The organism is Alistipes putredinis DSM 17216 (assembly GCF_000154465.1).
In the GTDB taxonomy this organism is placed as follows: domain Bacteria; phylum Bacteroidota; class Bacteroidia; order Bacteroidales; family Rikenellaceae; genus Alistipes; species Alistipes putredinis.
Map to the genome: position 1 here is coordinate 286,740 of NZ_DS499579.1, position 18,988 is coordinate 305,727.

Genomic DNA, 18,988 nt, shown 5'->3' on the forward strand with positions numbered 1-18,988 from the left:
CTATAATGTGTTTAACGGATTTTGCTATGGAAAGTAAGATAGAGATAATCCAAATCAATATTTCGGGCGAAGACAAGCCCGGCATGACCTCTTCGCTGACCGATATTCTGGCCCGGTACGACGCGTTCATCCTCGATATCGGCCAGGCGAATATCCACCAGTCGCTGACTTTGGGCATCCTGTTCATGACCACCTCCGACAAATCGGGCGCCATCCTCAAGGAGTTGCTTTTCAAGGCCTCGGAACTGGGCGTGATGATCCGCTTCACCCCCATCACCGAGGAACATTACCAGGCCTGGGTCGGTCGTCAGGGCAAGAACCGCTATATTATCACTCTTTTGGGACGTCAGGTTACGGCGCGCCATATCGCAGGGGTCACCAAAGCGGTCGCCGAACAGGGACTCAACATCGACGCGATCAAGCGACTTACGGGCCGTATGCCGCTCGAGGAGGAGAACCGTGCCACCCGCGCCTGCATCGAGCTTTCGGTGCGCGGTACGCTCGGCGATAAGGCCGTATTGCAGAAACGCTTCATGGAGCTGTCCAACGAGGGGGTCGATATTTCGTTCCAGAAGGACGACATCTTCCGCCGCAGCCGACGCCTGATCTGTTTCGATATGGATTCCACGCTGATCGAAACCGAGGTGATCGACGAGTTGGCCGACCGTGCCGGCGTGGGTCCCGAAGTGCGGGCCGTTACCGAGAGCGCCATGCGGGGCGAGATCGACTTTACCGAGAGTTTCACGCGCCGCATCGCCCTGCTTCGGGGACTCGACGTTTCGGTGATGGAGGAGATCGCCCGCAACCTGCCGATCACCGAGGGGTTGGAGCGCCTGATGACCATTCTCAAGCGTGTGGGATACAAGACGGCCATTCTGTCCGGAGGTTTCACTTATTTCGGCAACTACCTGAAACAGAAATACGGCTTCGATTACGTTTATGCCAATGAGCTGGAGGTCGAGGAGGGCCGTTTGACGGGCCGTCACGTCGGCGAGATCGTGGACGGCCGCCGCAAGGCCGAGCTGCTGCGTCTGCTGTGTCAGGTTGAAAATATCAACATCGCTCAGTCGATCGCCGTCGGCGACGGAGCCAATGACCTTCCGATGCTCGACCTGGCCGGGTTGGGCATCGCGTTCCACGCCAAGCCCAAGGTGAAAGCTACGGCCAGCCAGTCGATATCGACGATCGGTCTGGACGGCGTACTCTATTTCCTCGGTCTGAAAGATTCCTGGATCGAATAAACCGCGATGCTGCGCCTTTCCCTTCTTCTCTTCGCCCTGCTCGCCGCCGGATGTTACGACGATGCCGGGGTTCCGGCTCCGAAGAACGATCCGCTTCCGGAGGCGAACCTCTCCCTGCCGGACCTCTCCGCGCGGTGCGGGGATACGCCCGTGCGTATCGTCCAGGACATCGTAGTCGCGGGGCGGGTCACTACGTCCGACGAAGCGGGGAACTTCTTCCGCTCGGTCGTGTTGCAGGAAGACGGAACGGGCGTGGAGCTGATGGCCGGCCTGGACGACCTGTTTCGGGTCTATCCTCCGGGATGCCGCATCGCGGTGCGTCTTCAGGGGCTAGCTATGTGCCGTCGCTTCGGAGTGGTGCAGATCGGTACGATGCCTGCGGCGGGAGATTATGCCGTGGAAGCCATCGGTGTCCGTGCCCTGCTCGACCGGTACGTCGCTTGCGAAACCGTCGATGTTCTCCGTCCCGTTCCCCGGATCGTCGCTTTCGACGAACTTGCGCCCGACATGTGCGGCTGCCTGGTGCAGATCGAGGATCTGACGCCGCTTCCGTCGGAAGAGGATCCGACGGATTGGAAATGGGAAGGTTATCGGCTGTTCGAGGACCGGGCCGGAAACAGGATCGCCACCTATACGAGCACCTATGCCCGGTATGCGGCTTCGGAAATTCCGAAGGGGCCGGTTACGCTGGTCGGCGTTTTGCAGTACGGCAATGCCGGGTCGATCGGAAAATCCTATATGATTAAAATGCGCGATGAGAACGATTGTTTTCGGTAGCCTGCTGCTCTTCGTGCTGCAAGCCTGCGGCAATGCTTCGTCGCCGGAGTACGAATCCGGGGACGGGACTGCGCGGCATGTTTCTATTGCGTATCTGAAATCGCTGTGCCGGGGCGTTTTGCATCCCGTTACCGAGGATCTGTGGATCGAAGGCTGTGTCGTGGGCAACGATCTGTACGGCGAATTTCCCGATGCGCTCGTCGTGGAGGACGAAAGCGGCGGAATCGAAGTATTGATCGACGCGAAGCGTCTCTATCGGACTTTCGACTCTGGAAGTACGGTGCGCGTTTATTGCAATGGGCTGGCGCTGGGTGATTACGGGGGCAAGGTACAGTTGGGGCTTCCGCCCACCGCAGAATATATTCTGGACCGTATTTCGGCAGAGTCGCTCGGACGTCATGTTCGCCGCATCGGGGACGGGTCGGTCGATTTCGTGCCTCGGGAACTCTCCTTCGGGGAGGTGGCTGCAAGCCGTATCGCCACTTACGTACGATTCCGCAGGGTCCGGTTCGCGCACGAAGAGGTCGGTCTGCCCTTCTGCCTGCGGGATTCGGAAACCGGCCGATTGCTGGCTACCGACCGCCATTTGGTCGATGAGCGGAACGATACGCTGATCGTCCGATTCGCAGCTTCCTGCACGTATGCCGAGGAGCCGGCCCCGGCTGGAATGGGAACGGTCAGCGGTGTGCTCGACTATTTCAACGGCAATTATATGTTGCGAATTACCAATCGTCTGATGGAATTCCCTTGATTTCCGCGTTTCGATGCGAGGGTTTGCGACGCACCCGATAGAGTTTATGCCTAAATTGTTGCTCATACTCCGTTTTTATCGCTCGGCGATGCTGTTTTTCTGCGGGGCCGTGAGCGTGGCGTTGGCCTGGCTCGTGACCGGATACGGTCCGTCGGTCGTGCCGTTGTGCCTTGCGGGGAAAATGGTCATCTATCCGGTCTATCTGTATGTTTGGATCATACCGCGTTATAACGATGAGTTCGACTATTACCGCAATCTGGGGGTTCGACGACGTATGCTGTTGGGTGCGAGTTGCGGCATAGACTTGCTGGCGTGTTATATGCTGCTGATATTCGTATCCCTTGTACTGTATGAACCCCTCTGAAAAACATATTCTTGAAATAGATTCGGTCGAGTTGTCGTTCGGTGATCGGGTGATTCTTTCGAGTGTATATCTTGCCGTCGAAACCGGCGGAGCAACGGCATTGCTGGGACGCAATGGCAGTGGAAAAAGCTGCCTGATGAAGATACTCTGCGGAGCGTTGCGCCCCGGATTCCGATCGATGCGCATCGACGGCAAATGGTACGATCGTTTCGGAAGCAGCCAGGTGCGTTATCTTCCGCAGCAGGGGTTTACCCCCGGGTGGCTGACTGTGGAGGCGGTTTTGCGGGACTTCGGTCTGGAGTGGGATGACCTGACGGTCTGGTTTCCGATATTCGGGAAGTTGCGGAAGGCGAAAATCCGAACCCTTTCCGGCGGGGAGCGGCGTATTTTGGAGTGTTTCGTTATTCTGCGCAGCCGGAGCCTTTTCGCAGTGCTCGACGAACCTTTTTCACAAGTCGCGCCATTGCATGTTGTAACTTTGAAAGCTTTGATTCGGGCGGAAAAACGAAATAAAGGCATCCTGCTTACCGATCACATGTATCGCCATGTAACCGACGTGGCGGACCGGCTCTATGTGTTGGCAAACGGACAGACCTATCTGACACAGGATGCCGAAGACCTTGTGCGTTACGGTTATTTGAACCATTTGTAGTATTGACAGGAAGGTTTTCTGCCGCCGGAGTTTTCGATAAACCGGCCTTGTTTCCGGTTTTCAACTGCATTTTGAAGGGATTCTGCTTCGGACGTGTCCAAATAAATTTGGCACTCCTCCCGGCTTGCACTATCTTTGCAGCGGTAAATTCCGGTTCGGAAAAGGTCGTGTCGCGTATCGCCGCTGCCGGCCGAAAATTTCCGCACCTTAAATAACAAGACTTATGGCAGGATCGAACTTTGTAGATTACGTGAAAATATTCGCCCGTTCCGGACATGGCGGCAGCGGGTCGGCGCATTTCCGTCGCGAGAAATTCGTCGAATTCGGCGGACCGGACGGCGGCGACGGCGGTCGCGGAGGACATATCATCCTGCGCGGCGACAGCCAGTATTGGACGCTGATCCACCTTAAGTACCAGCGTCACCAGTTCGCGGAGGACGGCGAAGGCGGTTCCGGAGCCCGCTCCTCGGGTAAGAACGGTAAGGACATCGTCATTCCCGTACCGTTGGGAACGGTCGCCAGACGGGTGCTTGAGGACGGTACGACGGAATATGCCGGAGAGGTGACCGCCGACGGCGAAGAGCTCGTCCTGCTCAAGGGCGGCCGGGGCGGACTGGGAAACTGGCATTTCAAGACCTCGACCAACCAGGCTCCGCGTTACGCGCAGCCTGGCGAGGATCGTCAGGAGGGAACTTTCATTCTCGAACTGAAGGTGTTGGCTGACGTGGGATTGGTGGGGTTCCCGAACGCGGGCAAAAGCACGCTCCTTTCGGTCGTTTCCGCTGCAAAGCCCAAGATCGCCAACTATGCCTTCACGACGCTCGAACCCAACCTGGGTATCGTCGAGTGCCGCGATCACCATTCGTTCGTCATGGCCGATATACCGGGCATCATCGAAGGAGCTCACGAAGGCAAGGGATTGGGAACCCGTTTCCTGCGCCATATCGAACGCAATTCGGTGCTCCTCTTTATGATTCCTGCCGACAGCGACGACATCCGCAAGGATTACGCGGTCCTGTTGGGCGAATTGACCCAGTATAATCCGGAATTGCTCGACAAGGAGCGCCTGCTGGCCATCACCAAATGCGATATGCTCGACGAGGACCTGATCGAAGAGATGAAAAGCCATCTGCCCGAGGGGGTTCCTTCGGTCTTCATTTCCTCGATATCGGGTATGAACATTCCCCGGCTCAAGGATATGCTCTGGGAGGCGTTGCAAAAATAAGATAAAGTATAAAAGCCCGCTTGGGGGACATATAATTATACAAAAGCCTCGTATTCCGAAAAGAATACGAGGCTTTGTCTTTCGGTCCGAAACGACGGGGACCAGAGTGTCGGAAGCGCGGCTATCGCCGGATTTTCCGACTGTATCGTTTGCGGGGTCGGCTTTACAGGGCCAGCGGTTCGTATTTCAGTCCCCAGGCATCCGCTACTTGTTTGTAAACGACCTTTCCTTCGACGACGTTCAATCCTAACTCCAGTTCGTGATTCTCCTTGCAGGCGCGACGCCAACCCTTGTCCGCCAGTTGGATGGCGTACGGCAGCGTTGCGTTCGTAAGTCCGAGCGTCGAGGTGTAGGGCACCGCACCGGGGATGTTGGCGACACAGTAGTGCAGAATGCCATCGACGAAGTAGGTCGGCTCCTCATGGGTCGTCGGCCGCGAGGTTTCGAAGCAGCCGCCCTGATCGATGGCCACATCGACCAGAACCGATCCAGGCTCCATATCCTTAAGCATGTCGCGCGTCACGAGTTTCGGGGCTTTCGCACCGGGAATCAGCACCGAGCCGATCACCAGGTCGGCGGTCTTGAGCTCTTCGCGGATGTTGTATTCCGACGACATAAGCGTTTTTACGTTTTGGGGCATCACGTCCGTCAGGTAGGCCAGACGCTTGAGGGAGATGTCGCAGATCGTCACGTCGGCACCCAGGCCGGCCGCCATACGTGCCGCCGCCGTGCCTACGACACCGGCTCCGATCACGAATACCTTGGCGGGCTTCACGCCCGGCATGCCGCCCAGCAGCTTCCCTTTTCCGCCGTGCGGTTTTTCGAGGAAGTAACAACCCTCCTGCGTCGCCATACGCCCTGCGACTTCCGACATGGGAATCAGCAGAGGCAGCGAACGGTCGGATGCTTCGACGGTTTCGTAAGCGCAGCAGATCGCACCACTTTCGACCATTGCCCGGGTCAGCGGTTCGCTGCTGGCGAAGTGAAAATAGGTGAATACCAGTTGTCCTTGGCGGATGAGTTTGTATTCAGGCTCTATCGGCTCCTTGACCTTGATGATCATTTCGGCTTTGGCATAGACCTCTTCGATGGTAGGCAGCAGTTCGGCGCCTGCGGCGACGTAGTCTTTGTCCGGGAATCCGCTGTTTGCACCGGCAGTCGCCTGCACATACACTTTATGCCCACGTTTGGTAAGCTCTTTGGCTCCGGACGGGGTGAGCGAAACCCGGTTTTCGTTGTTTTTAATCTCTTTTGGAATACCGATAATCATAAGTCGAGTCGTTTTTAAATTTTTCGGACTCAATTTATGGAAAATCCGTTGAATTGCCAAATTATTTCCGAAAAAATCGAACCGATATTAAAATTTGTAAGATATGGAGGCGTAAAAGGTCCGGGGATACGCATACAGATAACGGGTGTCCAGCGGTCGGTAAACATACGTGTCTGCGGTCCGGATGCGGCGTACACGGGGAGATTCGTAGCCGCTGAAGAGTTGGTCTCTGTCGTTGAGAAGGTTGCGCACCGAGAGCATCAGAGTCAGACGCGAGGCGTTGAAATAAAACGATTTGAAAAGCGTGACATTCAACGTAAACGCATCCCCGAGCCGTTCCTGGCGGGTAAACAGTTCGAAGGCTTCCGGCGATTCGGCCAGTTGCCGGGCGATGCGCGACGTGCGTCGTACCAGCGACGGTTCGACGAACCGATTCCCGGTCCATGCGGCCTCCGCCTGTACGCCCCAGCCTTTCGGACCGTAATAGTTGAGTCCCGCGAAACCCGTCAGTTGGGGCGTGTTGCCGACCGAGCAGTCGCCCATGTAGCTCGTGGCGTTGCGGTCCAACACCTCGTTGTTCGCGTCGGCATAGACCGTGACGACGGGATTGTCCGCATAGCGGTAACGTCCGGCGCTGGCTGCCAGCGTGAGGTTCCAGCGGTATGCCAGCCGGATCAGGGCGGTCGCTTCCGCGCCGTAACGGAGCGTTCCGATGCCGGCGGCCGCCATGTCGCTGTATGTTGCGTAGAAATCGTCGTAGTAGTGCCGTACCTGCATGCCGTCCGCAGTGCGGACGACGAAGAGCGTAGCCCGAAAGCGCACGTTGCGCCCGGACCAGGTGTAGTTCAGTTCGGCCCCGTACCGTTTCTCCTCGGTGGGATCCTCTACCGGTCGGTTGTTGTATTCGAGGTTCAGGAAAAGGTCGTCTCCGTCGGGTGTCCGTGATGAGGCGTAAACCGTCATTTCCAGATGATGCCGTACCGAGAAGGAGTAGCCTGCCGAGGCGCGGAACAGGTAGGGCGCGAAATGCAGCGCCCGCGATTTTCCGAAGGATTTATTGCCGGCGAAAAGCTCTTTTTCGTAGTGTCCCCGGCGGAATACGGAGGCGGCTCCGACCTCGGCTGCGATAAAAGCCCGCAGGCGGTCGGCACGGTATTCGAGTGAACCTCCGGCGCCGATTTCATTGCGCCGCAAGTCGTAGTCGTAGCCGAAGCGATCGCCTTCGCGGATGATCCGATCGGGATGACGCAGATCGTTCTGGAGTTTGTTGCCATAGACGCCGTCGTCGATCAGGTAATAGTCGCGATCGACGAAATAACTGCGCCCCATCAAATCCCTCATCTGTTTGTAGAATCGGGAGTCCGTCCGGGCCGCCCGGATGCCGTAGCGTACCGTCAGTCGTTCGCTGATTCGGGTGATGCCCTCCGCGAGGAGCTGCATATTGGCGATGCGCTCCACACGGTCCTCCATGAGATAGGTCGCGCTGCCGTCCTTGCTGTTTCTGTTTTGCCGGTAAAATTCGTCCCAGTCGATTTGGGTGTAGCGGACATCGTTCGCCCGCCAGATATTTTCCATTTCGAGCCGGGTTACGGGGTCCGTCTGGTAGCCGGGCATCCAGCGGTAGTAGTCCGGCATCGGGCTCGGAGCGTCGTACCATGCCAGCGAACTGTAACGCCTGATGCCCGTTTCCGCCGTGAAGGTCGCTGCGAGCGAAGTCGCATCCGTCAGGCGGATCCGGTATGCGGCTGCGGCCAGAGGAACCGCTTCGCGTCGGATGCGCCCGCTGCGCACTTTTCCGTCCTGATAGCCCCACGAAGGGTTGTAGAGGGGATTTCCCGTCAGGTCGAAGGCTTCCCGGGTCGATGAGGTGCGCAGGCTTCGCATCGAAACCGGTACGACGGTCAGCAACGAGAAGAGATGCCTGTCTCCGAATCTTTTGGATAGAAGTATCGCTGCATTCAGCGAATTGCTGAATACGCCGTCGGCATAAAGGTCCCGTCCCGTGCGGCCCTGTACGGTCGCCGCAAGGTCCCAGTTCCGGCCGAGGTTTTCGGCGATGGTCAGGCGGAGCCCCATCAGGTAGTTGCGGCCGGAGAATTGGAGTGCCGCATTGCGCTCCGGGAGCAGTGGCTCTTCGGAGGTTCGGTATTCGGCGTCCAGAGTCGTCGGTAAATGCCATCCGTTCATCGGCTCTCCGTACTTTTGGGGATACAAGGCATTCATCGACGGAATGTAGCGCGACGGCAGCCGGATGCCGTTCAGCGACATCCGGTCGGGCCGGTACGGTTCTCCGCGGCGGTTGTAGGCCACGAATGAGAATTTGAAGTCCGTGGCGTCCCGGAACAGGTCGCCCGTACTTTGGATCGCTCGGTAGAAGAGCGACGAATCGGTGTCGATCATCGGGCTGTAAGGCTCTTCGTAACCGTTCTGAAAGGGATAATACTCTTCGTCCCGCAGATTGTCTTCCGGGGTTTGGGCCCGGAGCGGGAAACAACCGATCAGGCCGATGACAACGAAGAGTAAATATCTCATTTGGGTCATGGTATGATACAAATATACCCAAATAATAAAAAAATCGGACGCTTGGGTCCGATTTATCTTCAATTCCGTCCGAGATATGGCTCCCGTTTTGATTCCGATCACCTCTGTATCCCTGGCAGAACAGCGGATTCCGGCGAGCGCCCCTGCGATATGGCACGCCGCGACCTGACGTTCCATAAAGAGGATGATACGAAGGCTCTACCTTCATTTCGCATCATAGCGATCGAGCGAAGGCCGCTTTATCCGGGGTGATTATACATTCGGAGTGCATCGCTGCATTCCCGGCAAGACGTTTCTGTATTTTGGTTTATGCTTAATTCTGCAGACTTCATTCCATGGGGTGCAATGCAGCAGAAATGCCGTCGTAGGCCCTGGAGCGGCCTGAAACGGAGTTTGATAAAAGAGCGCCGACTTGTTGGAAAATAACGACGCCGTCTTTCAATGATTGCGCAGATGGGATCCTCCTTCTTGGCCGTTCGCTTGAAACGAAATATGGAAATTTTTTCGAAGTCCGCTTTTGGACCGATTTATATAATAGACTGCCGGGTTACGGCTTATGTAGTGTCAGGGCCTCAAATGAGCGATCGGCATAGACCAGAATAACGCGCACGACGGGATTCCGGTCATTGCCGGCGAGGGTTTGAAGAACCGTATCGGTTTGCTTCGACAGCTCGTTGTCGTTCTCGGCCGTTTGTGTCGATGGAGCGACCGAACCGGCGGTGTTCGATCTCTGTTCCAGTTCCGTCCCGAACAGTCCGGTGTCAGTCCGACCATTTCCAGCGTCTGTTCCGTTCGTTGAAGAGGAACTTTTCGGATTGCCGGTTCGATACATCTGTTCGGAGTCGAGCAGCAACCAGTCCGGATTGACGCGCGGAAACCTCCGGAGAATCTTCTGCAGCAAATCGAATCCCGGTTTGTTCCGTCCGGCGAGAATGTGGGAGATTCCCGAAGGCTGGATTCCGAGGATCTCGGCCATCCGGCTGGAGGTTAAACCTTCGCTTTTCATCAATTGTTGCAATTTCTCCTTCATTTCCGGTATTTTTTACAAAAATAAATATTTTTCTTTTGTAAAACAACTATTTTGTACGATTGTAAAATGTTAATTGTTGTCGATAATGTTTACAAATGTAATTATTCGAATATGGTTAAATATCTTCGAATCTTGTGTGTGAATTATTTGTATATATAATTTTATGTAATTTATTGATTATAAGTATATAATGCTTTTATATTTTTATGAAATTCGATGTGGACTGCAAAACGGCTCTAAATACGGTTGGATTCTTCTTGTTTTTATTTAGTTAGTTGTCATAAATATATGGTTTATAGTATATTTATATTGATAATTCAATATTTTGATTCTAATAATGCAGGGGATTTTTGACTGTTGCGAGGGTTTGCTTAGTATTTTACATTTGTTGAATATCAACAGCATGTTTACAGAGTGTGTATTTACAAATGGATAAAATTAGGCAAGTTTAAGAAGAAAGATGTGATTACATTTGTAACATACTACCCTATTTTGCTGGATTTTGCAATAATTTCGGGATATTGAAATTCGCTCTCCGTCGTTTTTTTAACATTATTTTCCTTTTGATTATATTATGTTAAAAAATAAGGCCGGATAGTGTAATCAATACACTACCCGGCTGGTAATTAATGGTTTGTATGTTCTGCCGTATGTCCTATTCCCGAATCATTCTGGCTGTTTCTTCGAACTCTTCCGGAGTGAATTTGGGCTTGACTTTGCGGAAATCAACGTCGTATTCGTTTTCCATCGGGATCAGGTGAATGTGCGCATGGGGAACTTCGAGGCCGAAAACCACTACTGCCACTCTTTTGCAAGCGATTTTCGCCTGGATTTTTTTCGCCACCCTTTTGGCGAAGACGATCATCCCTTGCAGGGTTTCGTCGTCCAGGTCGAAAATATAATCGATCTCTTTCTTGGGGACGACCAGCGTATGACCTTTCTCGAGGGGATTGATGTCGAGGAATGCCAGAAAATTTTCATCCTCCGCCACCTTGTAGCTCGGGATTTCGCCGTTGATGATGCGAGTGAATATGGATGCCATATGAAAATATGTTTATTGATTGCGTCGTTGCTTGTTGTGGCTTATCGCCTCTTTGAGGTCCCGTAATAAGCGAAGGGAGTTTTAATTTAATTCGGAGAGAAGAATCCTTCTCATCCTTCTATTTTGCATCGTGTCGGCTTCCGAAAAATACGGGAATCGATGCCGATGAGCGTATGTGCCTGTCTTTGGCTACTCCTCCTTGAATTTTGGAGCCATTATCTCCGAATAAAGGACCGCTTTTCGCACGTCGAATTCTTCGGCGATACCGGGGCTATGAGGTTGCTGTTCGGCGTCCGCTCGGGATATGCCGATCTGGTTGCGTAACGGAGATTCCGCTTTTTCAGTTTTTGGGGACTTGCCGGCCGTTTTTCGGAATCCGGACACCGGGGCGGATGTGTCCGCCTCCGCCTGACGGACGGGCTGTGCCGCCGATGCGGAGCGCAACTCTTTTCTTTGCATCTCCTTGAACTTCTTGACCAGCGGGACGATCGTGACTATGACGATCAACAGTGCGCTCCACAGTATTTGGATGATATCTTTGTCCATAGTGCCGATGGTTTAATCCTGATTACGTTTTACGGTGTCTATGCCCTTTATCTTGCGGATTTTGTCCATGATTGCATGCAGGCCCTCCGCATCCTTGACATAAAGGCTGATCGTGCCCTCGAAAATGTTGTCGTGCGTCTGGATATTGATCTGCCGGATATTGATGCTGAAGTCCTCGCTGACCGTTTTTGCCAGGTCGAGCAGTATGCCGGTGCGGTCGATGCCGCGCAGTTCGATGGTCGATAGGTACGACATGGCCTTGTGTTGCGACCATTTGATTTCGTCCTTGAGGATATTGCGTCCGAATTGAGCGGCCAGCCGGTCGAGCTCCTTGCAGTTGGATTTATGCACGATGATACGGTGCGACGCAGGGTCTTTATACCCTACCACGCTGTCTCCCGGAATCGGTTTGCAACATTCGGCCATGACGAATTGCGGTTCGCCTGCCGTTGCCGATTCTTCGGCTTTCGCGCTGTTCGGTTCCGGATTTTCGGCATCGTCGCCCTCCTCGTCCTCCTTTTTGTTGATAAAAAGCGTCCAGAACTTGAGTATCTTGCTGGTGGCATTGACTTTCAGGACCTTGTCCAAGTCTTTTAGATCGACGATCCCCGCCCCGATTTTGCTGTAAAGCTCCTCTTTGTTGTTGGATTCGTAAATCGGGACGATTTTGCGCAGCACACGACCGCTGAGCGGGGTATTGAGTTGCTGCATTCGCTCCTCGAGCATCTTCATGCCCCGTTCGATGTTGTTTTGCCGCTCGCGTTTGAGAAAACTCTTGATCGCCTGCTTAGCTTTGGTCGTGGTGACGATGTCGAGCCATTCGGCTTTGGGGCGTGCGTTGTCGGCGGTGATGATTTCGATCTGGTCGCCGCTGTTGATCTGTGTGGTGATCGGCTCGATCTTGTGGTTGATCTTGGCGCCGATGGCACTGTTTCCGATCTTCGAGTGTATGTCGTACGCGAAGTCCAGTGCGGTGGCTCCGTACGGCATTTTCCGAGCCTCTCCTTTGGGTGTAAATACCGCTATTTCAGATGTGCATAGCGATAATTTGAAGTTATCCAGGAAGTCAACGGCGTTTTCCGTCGGACCATTCAGTGCATCGCGTATCTTTTTGAGCCAGCGGTCGAGTTCGTCCTCGTTGTTCGACAGCGAGGCGTTTTTGTATTTCCAATGAGCGGCGAATCCCCTTTCGGCGATCTCCTCCATGCGTTGCGTGCGGATCTGCACCTCTACCCATACTCCGTCGGGACCCATAACAGTCGAGTGCAACGCTTCGTAGCCGTTGGCCTTGGGCATCGAAATCCAGTCGCGCAGGCGATCCGGTTTCGGCGTATAGATGTCGGTGATAGTCGAGAATATCTGCCAGCACTGTGTCTTTTCCGAGGGGAACGGCAGCGGCTGGAAGACGATCCGGATGGCGAACAGGTCGTAAACCTCCTCGAAGGGAATCTGTTTGCGCTGCATCTTGCTCCAGATCGAGTAAAGGCTTTTGACACGTCCCGAAATTTCGAAGTTGATATGGTCCCGCTTGAGCGCTTCGATGATCGGGGCGTTGAATTTGCTGATGAAGGCTTCGCGCTGTTCTTCGGTCGCTTTGAGTTTTTCCGACAGCTCGGCATATTGTACCGGGAAGCGATATTTCATGCAGAGGTCTTCGAGTTCGCTCTTAATAGTGTACAGGCCGAGCCGATACGCCAGCGGTGCGAACAGGTAAAGCGTTTCACCCGTGATTTTGATCTGCTTGTTGGTAGGCATCGACCCCAGCGTACGCATGTTGTGCAGGCGGTCGGCGATTTTGATCAGGATCACCCGCACGTCGTCCGAAAGCGTGAGCAGGACTTTGCGGAAATACTCCGCCTGCTCCGAAGTATCGGCATTGAATACGCCCGACATCTTCGTAAGCCCATCGACCATCTTGGCGATCTTGGGCCCGAAGATGCGCTCCATATCTTCGACCGTGTACTCCGTATCCTCCACAACGTCGTGCAGCAGGGCGGCGACGACCGATTTGACGCCGAGCCCGATCTCGTCCACGACGATCTTGGCTACGGCGATGGGATGCAGCAGGTACGGCTCGCCCGAGCGACGACGCACTCCGCCATGCGCCTCTTTCGCCAGGAAAAAAGCGCGTTTGATGAACTCCCAGTCTTCGTCGTTTTTACAGATTTTGGTGCACGACTGAAGCAGTTCCTCCCACTTCTCCTTGATTAATCGTTCGTCTTCCGGCGTAAAATCCATACCATCCAATGCTGTTTTAGGGTCCAACTACGAATTTCGACGGATTTCGTACCGACGATCTCGTTTTCTATCGTAAAATATCGTTTTTCGCTTCGTTTCCGGGGTGCCGTTTTATAACTGTCCCGGCTATACCGTGCGTCGCTGCCTGTATTTGTCCGAAGAGAGAAGACTCCGACCGGTCTTTTGGGCGTTTCCTGCCTTTGTTACAGGCCCCGGTCGGCTCTTCATTCGCTTTTTATGCTTTGCGGGCGGCAATCATCGCTTCGCGGACTTTGGCTTCGACTTCGTTGCGGAGCGCTTCATCGTTCTTGAGAAGCTCTTTCACGCTGTCGCGGCCCTGGCCGATTTTGCGGTCGCCGTAAGAGAACCACGAACCCGATTTCTTGATGATTCCGTAGTCCACACCCAGGTCGATGATTTCGCCGATCTTCGAGATGCCCTCGCCGAACATGATGTCGAATTCGGCCTTCTTGAACGGGGGCGCCACCTTGTTTTTGACCACTTTGACGCGGGTGCGGGTGCCGAGCTGTTCCTCGCCGTCCTTGATGACCGACACCCGGCGGATGTCGATGCGGACGCTGGCATAGAATTTCAGTGCATTACCGCCCGTCGTGGTTTCGGGGTTGCCGTACACTACGCCGATCTTGTCGCGCAACTGGTTGATGAAGATGCAGACCGTTTTGGTTTTGGAGATGCTCGAGGTGAGCTTGCGCAGTGCCTGCGACATCAGGCGGGCCTGCAATCCCATCTTGGCATCGCCCATCTCCCCTTCGATTTCCGCCTTGGGCGTCAGAGCCGCCACGGAGTCGATGACGATGATGTCGATGGCGCTCGAGCGGATCAGCGAGTCGGCGATTTCGAGCGCCTGTTCGCCGTTGTCCGGCTGCGAAATCAGCAGGTTATCGACATCCACGCCGAGTTGCTGGGCGTAGGAGCTGTCGAAAGCGTGTTCCGCGTCGATGAAAGCGGCGATACCGCCGGCCTTCTGGGCTTCGGCGATGGCGTGGATCGCCAGGGTCGTCTTGCCCGAGGATTCGGGACCGTAAATCTCGATGACGCGTCCTTTGGGGTAACCGCCTACGCCGAGCGCCATGTCCAGGGTGATCGAACCCGTGGGGATTACCTGTACGTCGGCGACCTCTGCGCTCGACATGCGCATGATCGAGCCTTTGCCGAAATCCTTCTCGATCTTCTCCATCACCGCGTTAAGTACCTTTAACTTGTCGGGATTTGCTTGTGTTTTCTCTGCCATATAGTCGAATTGTTTTTATTTTTTCGTATTTCGTATCCGGTGTCCGGTGCGTAAACCCGGGATTTTCCCGCCTGCCGAACTTTGCTGTTCTGTCGTCGCTGCCCGGCGACCGACGGATCTTCCGACACTGTTCCTGAAAGTCGGAATCGCCGTTTCGCTCCGGGTGTTTTACACAACGGGATTTATTTTTCAAAGTTACGAAATAAAATGCAATTATCGCCATTTCCGGCCGGATTTATGGCTGTTTGCGGATGTAATTCTGTGGGTGAAGGGGAAATTTGCGGCTGCGTGTCGGGGTGGGTCGTATTTTGGGGAAACAGGGTCGTTCGTTGCCGACGGCCTGAAGAATCCGGGATTTTCGGAGGCGGAGGATATGGTCGGCGAATCGACTGCCTCCGGTGTGGTTCAATGTCCGGGTGCAACCGGATTGGAGAAGTGTATGCGTGCCGGTGTCGGGGATGGTTTTGTCCGGAGTGACAACAAGCGGAAGGCGACGGAGTTTGCGGGCTTGTATGGCATCGGAAATATCGAGTCGTCGGTAAGTTTTTCGCAAATTTGTGATTCGGGAGGAGATGAAAAAAGTCCCGGCGGGTTATGCCAGGACCAGTTTTTCGAGCTCTTCCATCTGTCGCTGAAAAGCCTTGTCCGTTTCGATCTGGTTCGATACCGCCTTGCAGGAGTGCAACACCGTGGCGTGGTTGCGTCCTCCGATAGCCGAACCGATGGCGATCAGCGGGGATTTGGTGTGCTGCTTGGCCAGGTACATGGCGATCTGACGCGCCTGAGCCACTTCGCGGGTTCGTTCGGGCGAATTGAGGCGCTGGATGTCGATATGCAGGAAGTCGCAGACGACTTCGATGATGTGCTCGATTGTGATCTCTTTTTGGCATACCCGGACATAGACCTTCAGAATCTCCTTGACGAGCGACAGGGAAACTTTCTTGCCCATATAGACGGTATTGGCTACCAGGGCCGACAGAGCGCCCTCGATTTCCCGGACGTTGGCGGAGATATTGTCCGCCAGGTAGCGGACGATTTCGTCCGTAAGCTGGAGGCCGAGTTTCTGAGCCTTGATTCTGATGATCTTGACTTTGGTGTCGTAGTCGGGCGTGTTGAGCTGGGTCGAAAGTCCCCACTTGAAGCGGGTCAGCAGTCGCTGTTCGATGTCCTTCAGCTCCACGGGCGGTTTATCCGAGGTAAGGATCAACTGTTTGCCTGCCAGTTGCAAGTGGTTGAATATGTTGAAGAAGGCGTTCTGGGTGCCGGTTTTTCCCGTGAGCTCCTGGATGTCGTCGATAATCAATACGTCGATCATCTGGTAGAAATGGATGAAATCCGGAATTTCGCCGTTCTTGTAGGCGGTCTGGAATTGCGCCTGGAACTTGTTCATCGAGACGTAAAGCACCTGCAGTTCGGGGTGGCGCTGCCGCACTTCGTGGCCGATCGACTGCACGATGTGGGTCTTGCCCAGTCCGGAGTTACCGTATATATACAGCGGGTTGAAAGGCGTATGGCCCGGATCGACCGCGACGGCCATACCCGCCGAACGGGCCAGGCGGTTGCACTCCCCTTCGATGAAGGTTGCGAACGTGTAGTTCGGGTTGAGCTGCGGGTCGATGACGATCTTCTTGAGACCCGGAATGACGAACGGATTTTTTATATTTGCCGTGTTGGTCTGGGTGCTGAACTGCGAAATCGCCGTCGTATCGGCTTCTTTCGACACTGGCACGCTCTGTGCGTCGTTTTTGGGAACGGCGTAGTGCAGGCGGATCTCCTGTCCGTAGAGCTGGGAGATGATCGGCCGCAGGAACGGAATGTAGTGCTTCTCGATCTGATAGACGTAGCTCATGTTGGGCACGCACAGACGAAGCGTCTTGCCGTCGAATTCGAGCGGCACGATGGGTTTGAACCACTTCACGAACTCCTCTTCGGTCGTTCGGGACTTGATCTGGTCCAAACAAGTTTGCCATTTTTCGCAATATGTCTGTGCGGGAGCTAACATCGATGGAGGGTGTATCCGTTTTTTTTGGTAGCACAAAGTTGTAAATAAATTTGTGAAAATGGAGCGGCAAAATGCTTGCAAAAGTCGATACTTTTACTATAGAAAAAAGGATGTGGCAGGCTCCTCTTTTTTAACTTGCTGATAGTGAATATTGGAAATAAAATATGTATATTTGCGTATAAAATTTTTGGAGGATAACAGCTTTAAGCTATAAATAAAACCAATGTAGTTATGGAAAACGGATTAGAACAACAAGTGCTGGCGAAAGCCCAAAAATGGCTCGACGGCAATTATGATGCAGAGACTAAAAAACAGGTTAAATACCTGATGGATAATGATATGAAAGAACTTGTAGAGAGTTTTTACAAGGACCTCGAGTTCGGTACGGGCGGTCTTCGCGGGGTCATGGGAGTGGGCACCAATCGTATGAATATCTATACGGTAGGTGCTGCGACGCAGGGTCTTTCGAACTACCTGAAGCGCAATTTCGCGGGCGAGGAAATCCGGGTCGTCGTAGGGCACGACAGCCGCAACAATTCGCGGATGTTCGCCGAGCGTGTGGCCGACATCTTCGCCTCGAACGGATTCACCGTATTTCTGTTCGACGCGCTGCGTCCGACACCCGAGTTGAGCTTCGCGATCCGGGAGCTGAAATGTCAGTCGGGCGTGGTCGTCACGGCTTCGCACAACCCCAAAGAATACAACGGCTACAAAGCCTACTGGTCCGATGGATCGCAGGTTACGGCACCGCACGACAAGAACATCATCGACGAGGTGGAGAAAATCACCGAGGTCGATCAGGTGCTTACCGGCCGGAACCCGCAGAACATTCATGCTCTGGGCAAGGATTTCGACGAGTTATACCTTAATAAAATATACGAGTTGTCGCTTTCGTCCGAGAGCGTGAAACGTTTCCACGACATGAAGATCGTCTATTCGCCCATGCACGGTGCCGGCGTGCGGCTGGTTCCCGAGTCGCTCAAGCGCTTCGGCTTTACCAACGTGCAAATGGTTCCCGAGCAGGCGGTGATCGACGGTAATTTCCCGACGGTGGAATCTCCCAATCCGGAGGAGCGCAAGACGATGTCGATGGCTATCGACCTGGCGAAGAAGGTGAAGGCGGATCTGGTGTTGGCTACCGATCCCGATTCGGACCGTATCGGCGTGGCGCTGCCTGATGAAAACGGCGAATACGTGCTGTTGAACGGCAACCAGACATTGGTGCTGCTGATGACTTATCAACTGACCCGCTGGGCCGAGTTGGGCCGCCTGAACGGACACCAGTACGTGATCAAAACGATCGTTACGACCGAAATGGTGGATGCCGTAGCCGACTATTTCAAGGTGAAATGCTACGAGTGTCTCACCGGCTTCAAATACATCGCCAAGATCATTCGGGGGCACGAAGGTACCGATATGCAGTACATCGGCGGCGGCGAGGAGAGCTTCGGCTACCTGGCCGGGGACTACGTCCGCGACAAGGACGGCGTGTCGGCCTGCTCGCTGGCGGCCGAGGCCGCAGCCTGGGTGCGCGATACGATGGGTATCTCGCTGTACGAGTGGCTCAAGCAGCTTTATGTCAAGTACGGATTTTACCAGGAAGGCCTCGTTTCGGTAGTCCGTACCGGTAAGGAGGGTGCCGAATTGATCCAGCGGATGATGGTCGATTACCGTGCCAATCCTCCGAAAGAGATTCTCGGCTCGCTCGTGGTGAAGATCAACGATATTCAGACTTTGGAGTCGTTCGATGTCCGCACCGGAAAGAAGACGCATCTGGAGCAGGATAAGAGCAACGTACTTCAGTGGTATACCGAGGACGGCACCCGTGTCTGTGTCCGTCCGTCGGGTACGGAGCCCAAGATCAAGTTCTACTTCGGGGTGAAGGCTACCCTGCCGTCCGTCGCCGATTACGAAAAGGTACGGGCCGAACTGAACGACAAGATCGAACGGATCAAGAAGGAGCTGAAATTGGTGTAAAATATTCATATAATTTTATGGAATGCGGATATTTCCCGATTATAGGTTGGGGATTTTCACTCCGGAATCAAAAAAGAGAG

Annotated in this window: 15 protein-coding genes; 7 read left to right on the forward strand and 8 right to left on the reverse strand. The window is 54.2% G+C overall.

Annotated elements, in window-relative coordinates; all coding sequences use genetic code 11:
• Positions 1 to 26 precede the first annotated feature (26 nt).
• From serB to obgE, 6 genes are all read left to right on the forward strand, one after another.
• Positions 27 to 1,241 carry a phosphoserine phosphatase SerB gene (serB, locus tag ALIPUT_RS07175; protein WP_004329170.1) on the forward strand — a complete coding sequence of 405 codons (1,215 nt, stop codon included), beginning with the start codon at positions 27 to 29 and terminating at the stop codon, positions 1,239 to 1,241.
• Positions 1,242 to 1,247: 6 nt separating this feature from the next.
• Positions 1,248 to 2,018 carry a DUF5689 domain-containing protein gene (locus tag ALIPUT_RS07180; RefSeq protein ID WP_004329171.1) on the forward strand — a complete coding sequence of 257 codons (771 nt, stop codon included), beginning with the start codon at positions 1,248 to 1,250 and terminating at the stop codon, positions 2,016 to 2,018.
• A complete protein-coding gene (locus tag ALIPUT_RS07185) occupies positions 1,996 to 2,769 on the forward strand; it encodes a DUF5689 domain-containing protein (RefSeq protein ID WP_004329172.1) in 774 nt (257 codons plus the stop codon). Before ALIPUT_RS07180 ends, ALIPUT_RS07185 begins: the two co-directional genes overlap by 23 nt.
• Before the next feature lie 46 nt (positions 2,770 to 2,815).
• A complete protein-coding gene (locus ALIPUT_RS07190; RefSeq protein ID WP_040293566.1) occupies positions 2,816 to 3,133 on the forward strand; it encodes a hypothetical protein in 318 nt (105 codons plus the stop codon).
• The gene (locus ALIPUT_RS07195) at positions 3,120 to 3,785 is read left to right on the forward strand and encodes an ATP-binding cassette domain-containing protein (protein ID WP_004329174.1); all 666 of its coding nucleotides are present in this window, start codon (positions 3,120 to 3,122) and stop codon (positions 3,783 to 3,785) included. The genes ALIPUT_RS07190 and ALIPUT_RS07195 overlap by 14 nt, the downstream gene beginning before the upstream one ends.
• Before the next feature lie 223 nt (positions 3,786 to 4,008).
• Positions 4,009 to 5,010 (forward strand): GTPase ObgE, encoded by a 1,002-nt coding sequence (gene obgE / locus ALIPUT_RS07205; protein WP_004329176.1) that lies wholly within the window; start codon positions 4,009 to 4,011, stop codon positions 5,008 to 5,010.
• Between the two features lie 163 nt (positions 5,011 to 5,173).
• On the opposite strand, the gene ald is transcribed toward obgE, so the two are convergent.
• The 8 genes from ald to dnaA all read right to left on the reverse strand — a co-directional run bounded on the left by ald (position 5,174) and on the right by dnaA (position 16,931).
• Positions 5,174 to 6,280 (reverse strand): alanine dehydrogenase, encoded by a 1,107-nt coding sequence (gene ald, locus ALIPUT_RS07210; protein ID WP_004329177.1) that lies wholly within the window; start codon positions 6,278 to 6,280, stop codon positions 5,174 to 5,176.
• An 87-nt stretch (positions 6,281 to 6,367) separates the two neighbouring features.
• Positions 6,368 to 8,812, reverse strand: coding sequence for a TonB-dependent receptor (locus ALIPUT_RS07215; RefSeq protein WP_147554473.1), 2,445 nt, complete (start codon positions 8,810 to 8,812; stop codon positions 6,368 to 6,370).
• A 556-nt stretch (positions 8,813 to 9,368) separates the two neighbouring features.
• Positions 9,369 to 9,851: a helix-turn-helix domain-containing protein gene (locus ALIPUT_RS12430; protein ID WP_004329180.1), complete on the reverse strand. Its 483-nt coding sequence runs from the start codon at positions 9,849 to 9,851 to the stop codon at positions 9,369 to 9,371.
• A gap of 655 nt (positions 9,852 to 10,506) precedes the next feature.
• A complete protein-coding gene (locus ALIPUT_RS07225; RefSeq protein WP_004329182.1) occupies positions 10,507 to 10,893 on the reverse strand; it encodes an HIT family protein in 387 nt (128 codons plus the stop codon).
• Between the two features lie 189 nt (positions 10,894 to 11,082).
• Positions 11,083 to 11,439: a hypothetical protein gene (locus tag ALIPUT_RS07230; protein ID WP_004329183.1), complete on the reverse strand. Its 357-nt coding sequence runs from the start codon at positions 11,437 to 11,439 to the stop codon at positions 11,083 to 11,085.
• A gap of 12 nt (positions 11,440 to 11,451) precedes the next feature.
• The gene (locus ALIPUT_RS07235; RefSeq protein WP_004329184.1) at positions 11,452 to 13,677 is read right to left on the reverse strand and encodes a RelA/SpoT family protein; all 2,226 of its coding nucleotides are present in this window, start codon (positions 13,675 to 13,677) and stop codon (positions 11,452 to 11,454) included.
• A gap of 235 nt (positions 13,678 to 13,912) precedes the next feature.
• Positions 13,913 to 14,929 (reverse strand): recombinase RecA, encoded by a 1,017-nt coding sequence (recA, locus tag ALIPUT_RS07240; RefSeq protein WP_004329185.1) that lies wholly within the window; start codon positions 14,927 to 14,929, stop codon positions 13,913 to 13,915.
• A gap of 592 nt (positions 14,930 to 15,521) precedes the next feature.
• Positions 15,522 to 16,931: a chromosomal replication initiator protein DnaA gene (dnaA, locus tag ALIPUT_RS07245; protein ID WP_004329187.1), complete on the reverse strand. Its 1,410-nt coding sequence runs from the start codon at positions 16,929 to 16,931 to the stop codon at positions 15,522 to 15,524.
• A 231-nt stretch (positions 16,932 to 17,162) separates the two neighbouring features.
• On the opposite strand from dnaA, the gene ALIPUT_RS07250 reads away from it, so the two are divergent.
• Positions 17,163 to 18,908 (forward strand): phospho-sugar mutase, encoded by a 1,746-nt coding sequence (locus ALIPUT_RS07250; protein WP_004329188.1) that lies wholly within the window; start codon positions 17,163 to 17,165, stop codon positions 18,906 to 18,908.
• Positions 18,909 to 18,988: the final 80 nt, after the last annotated feature.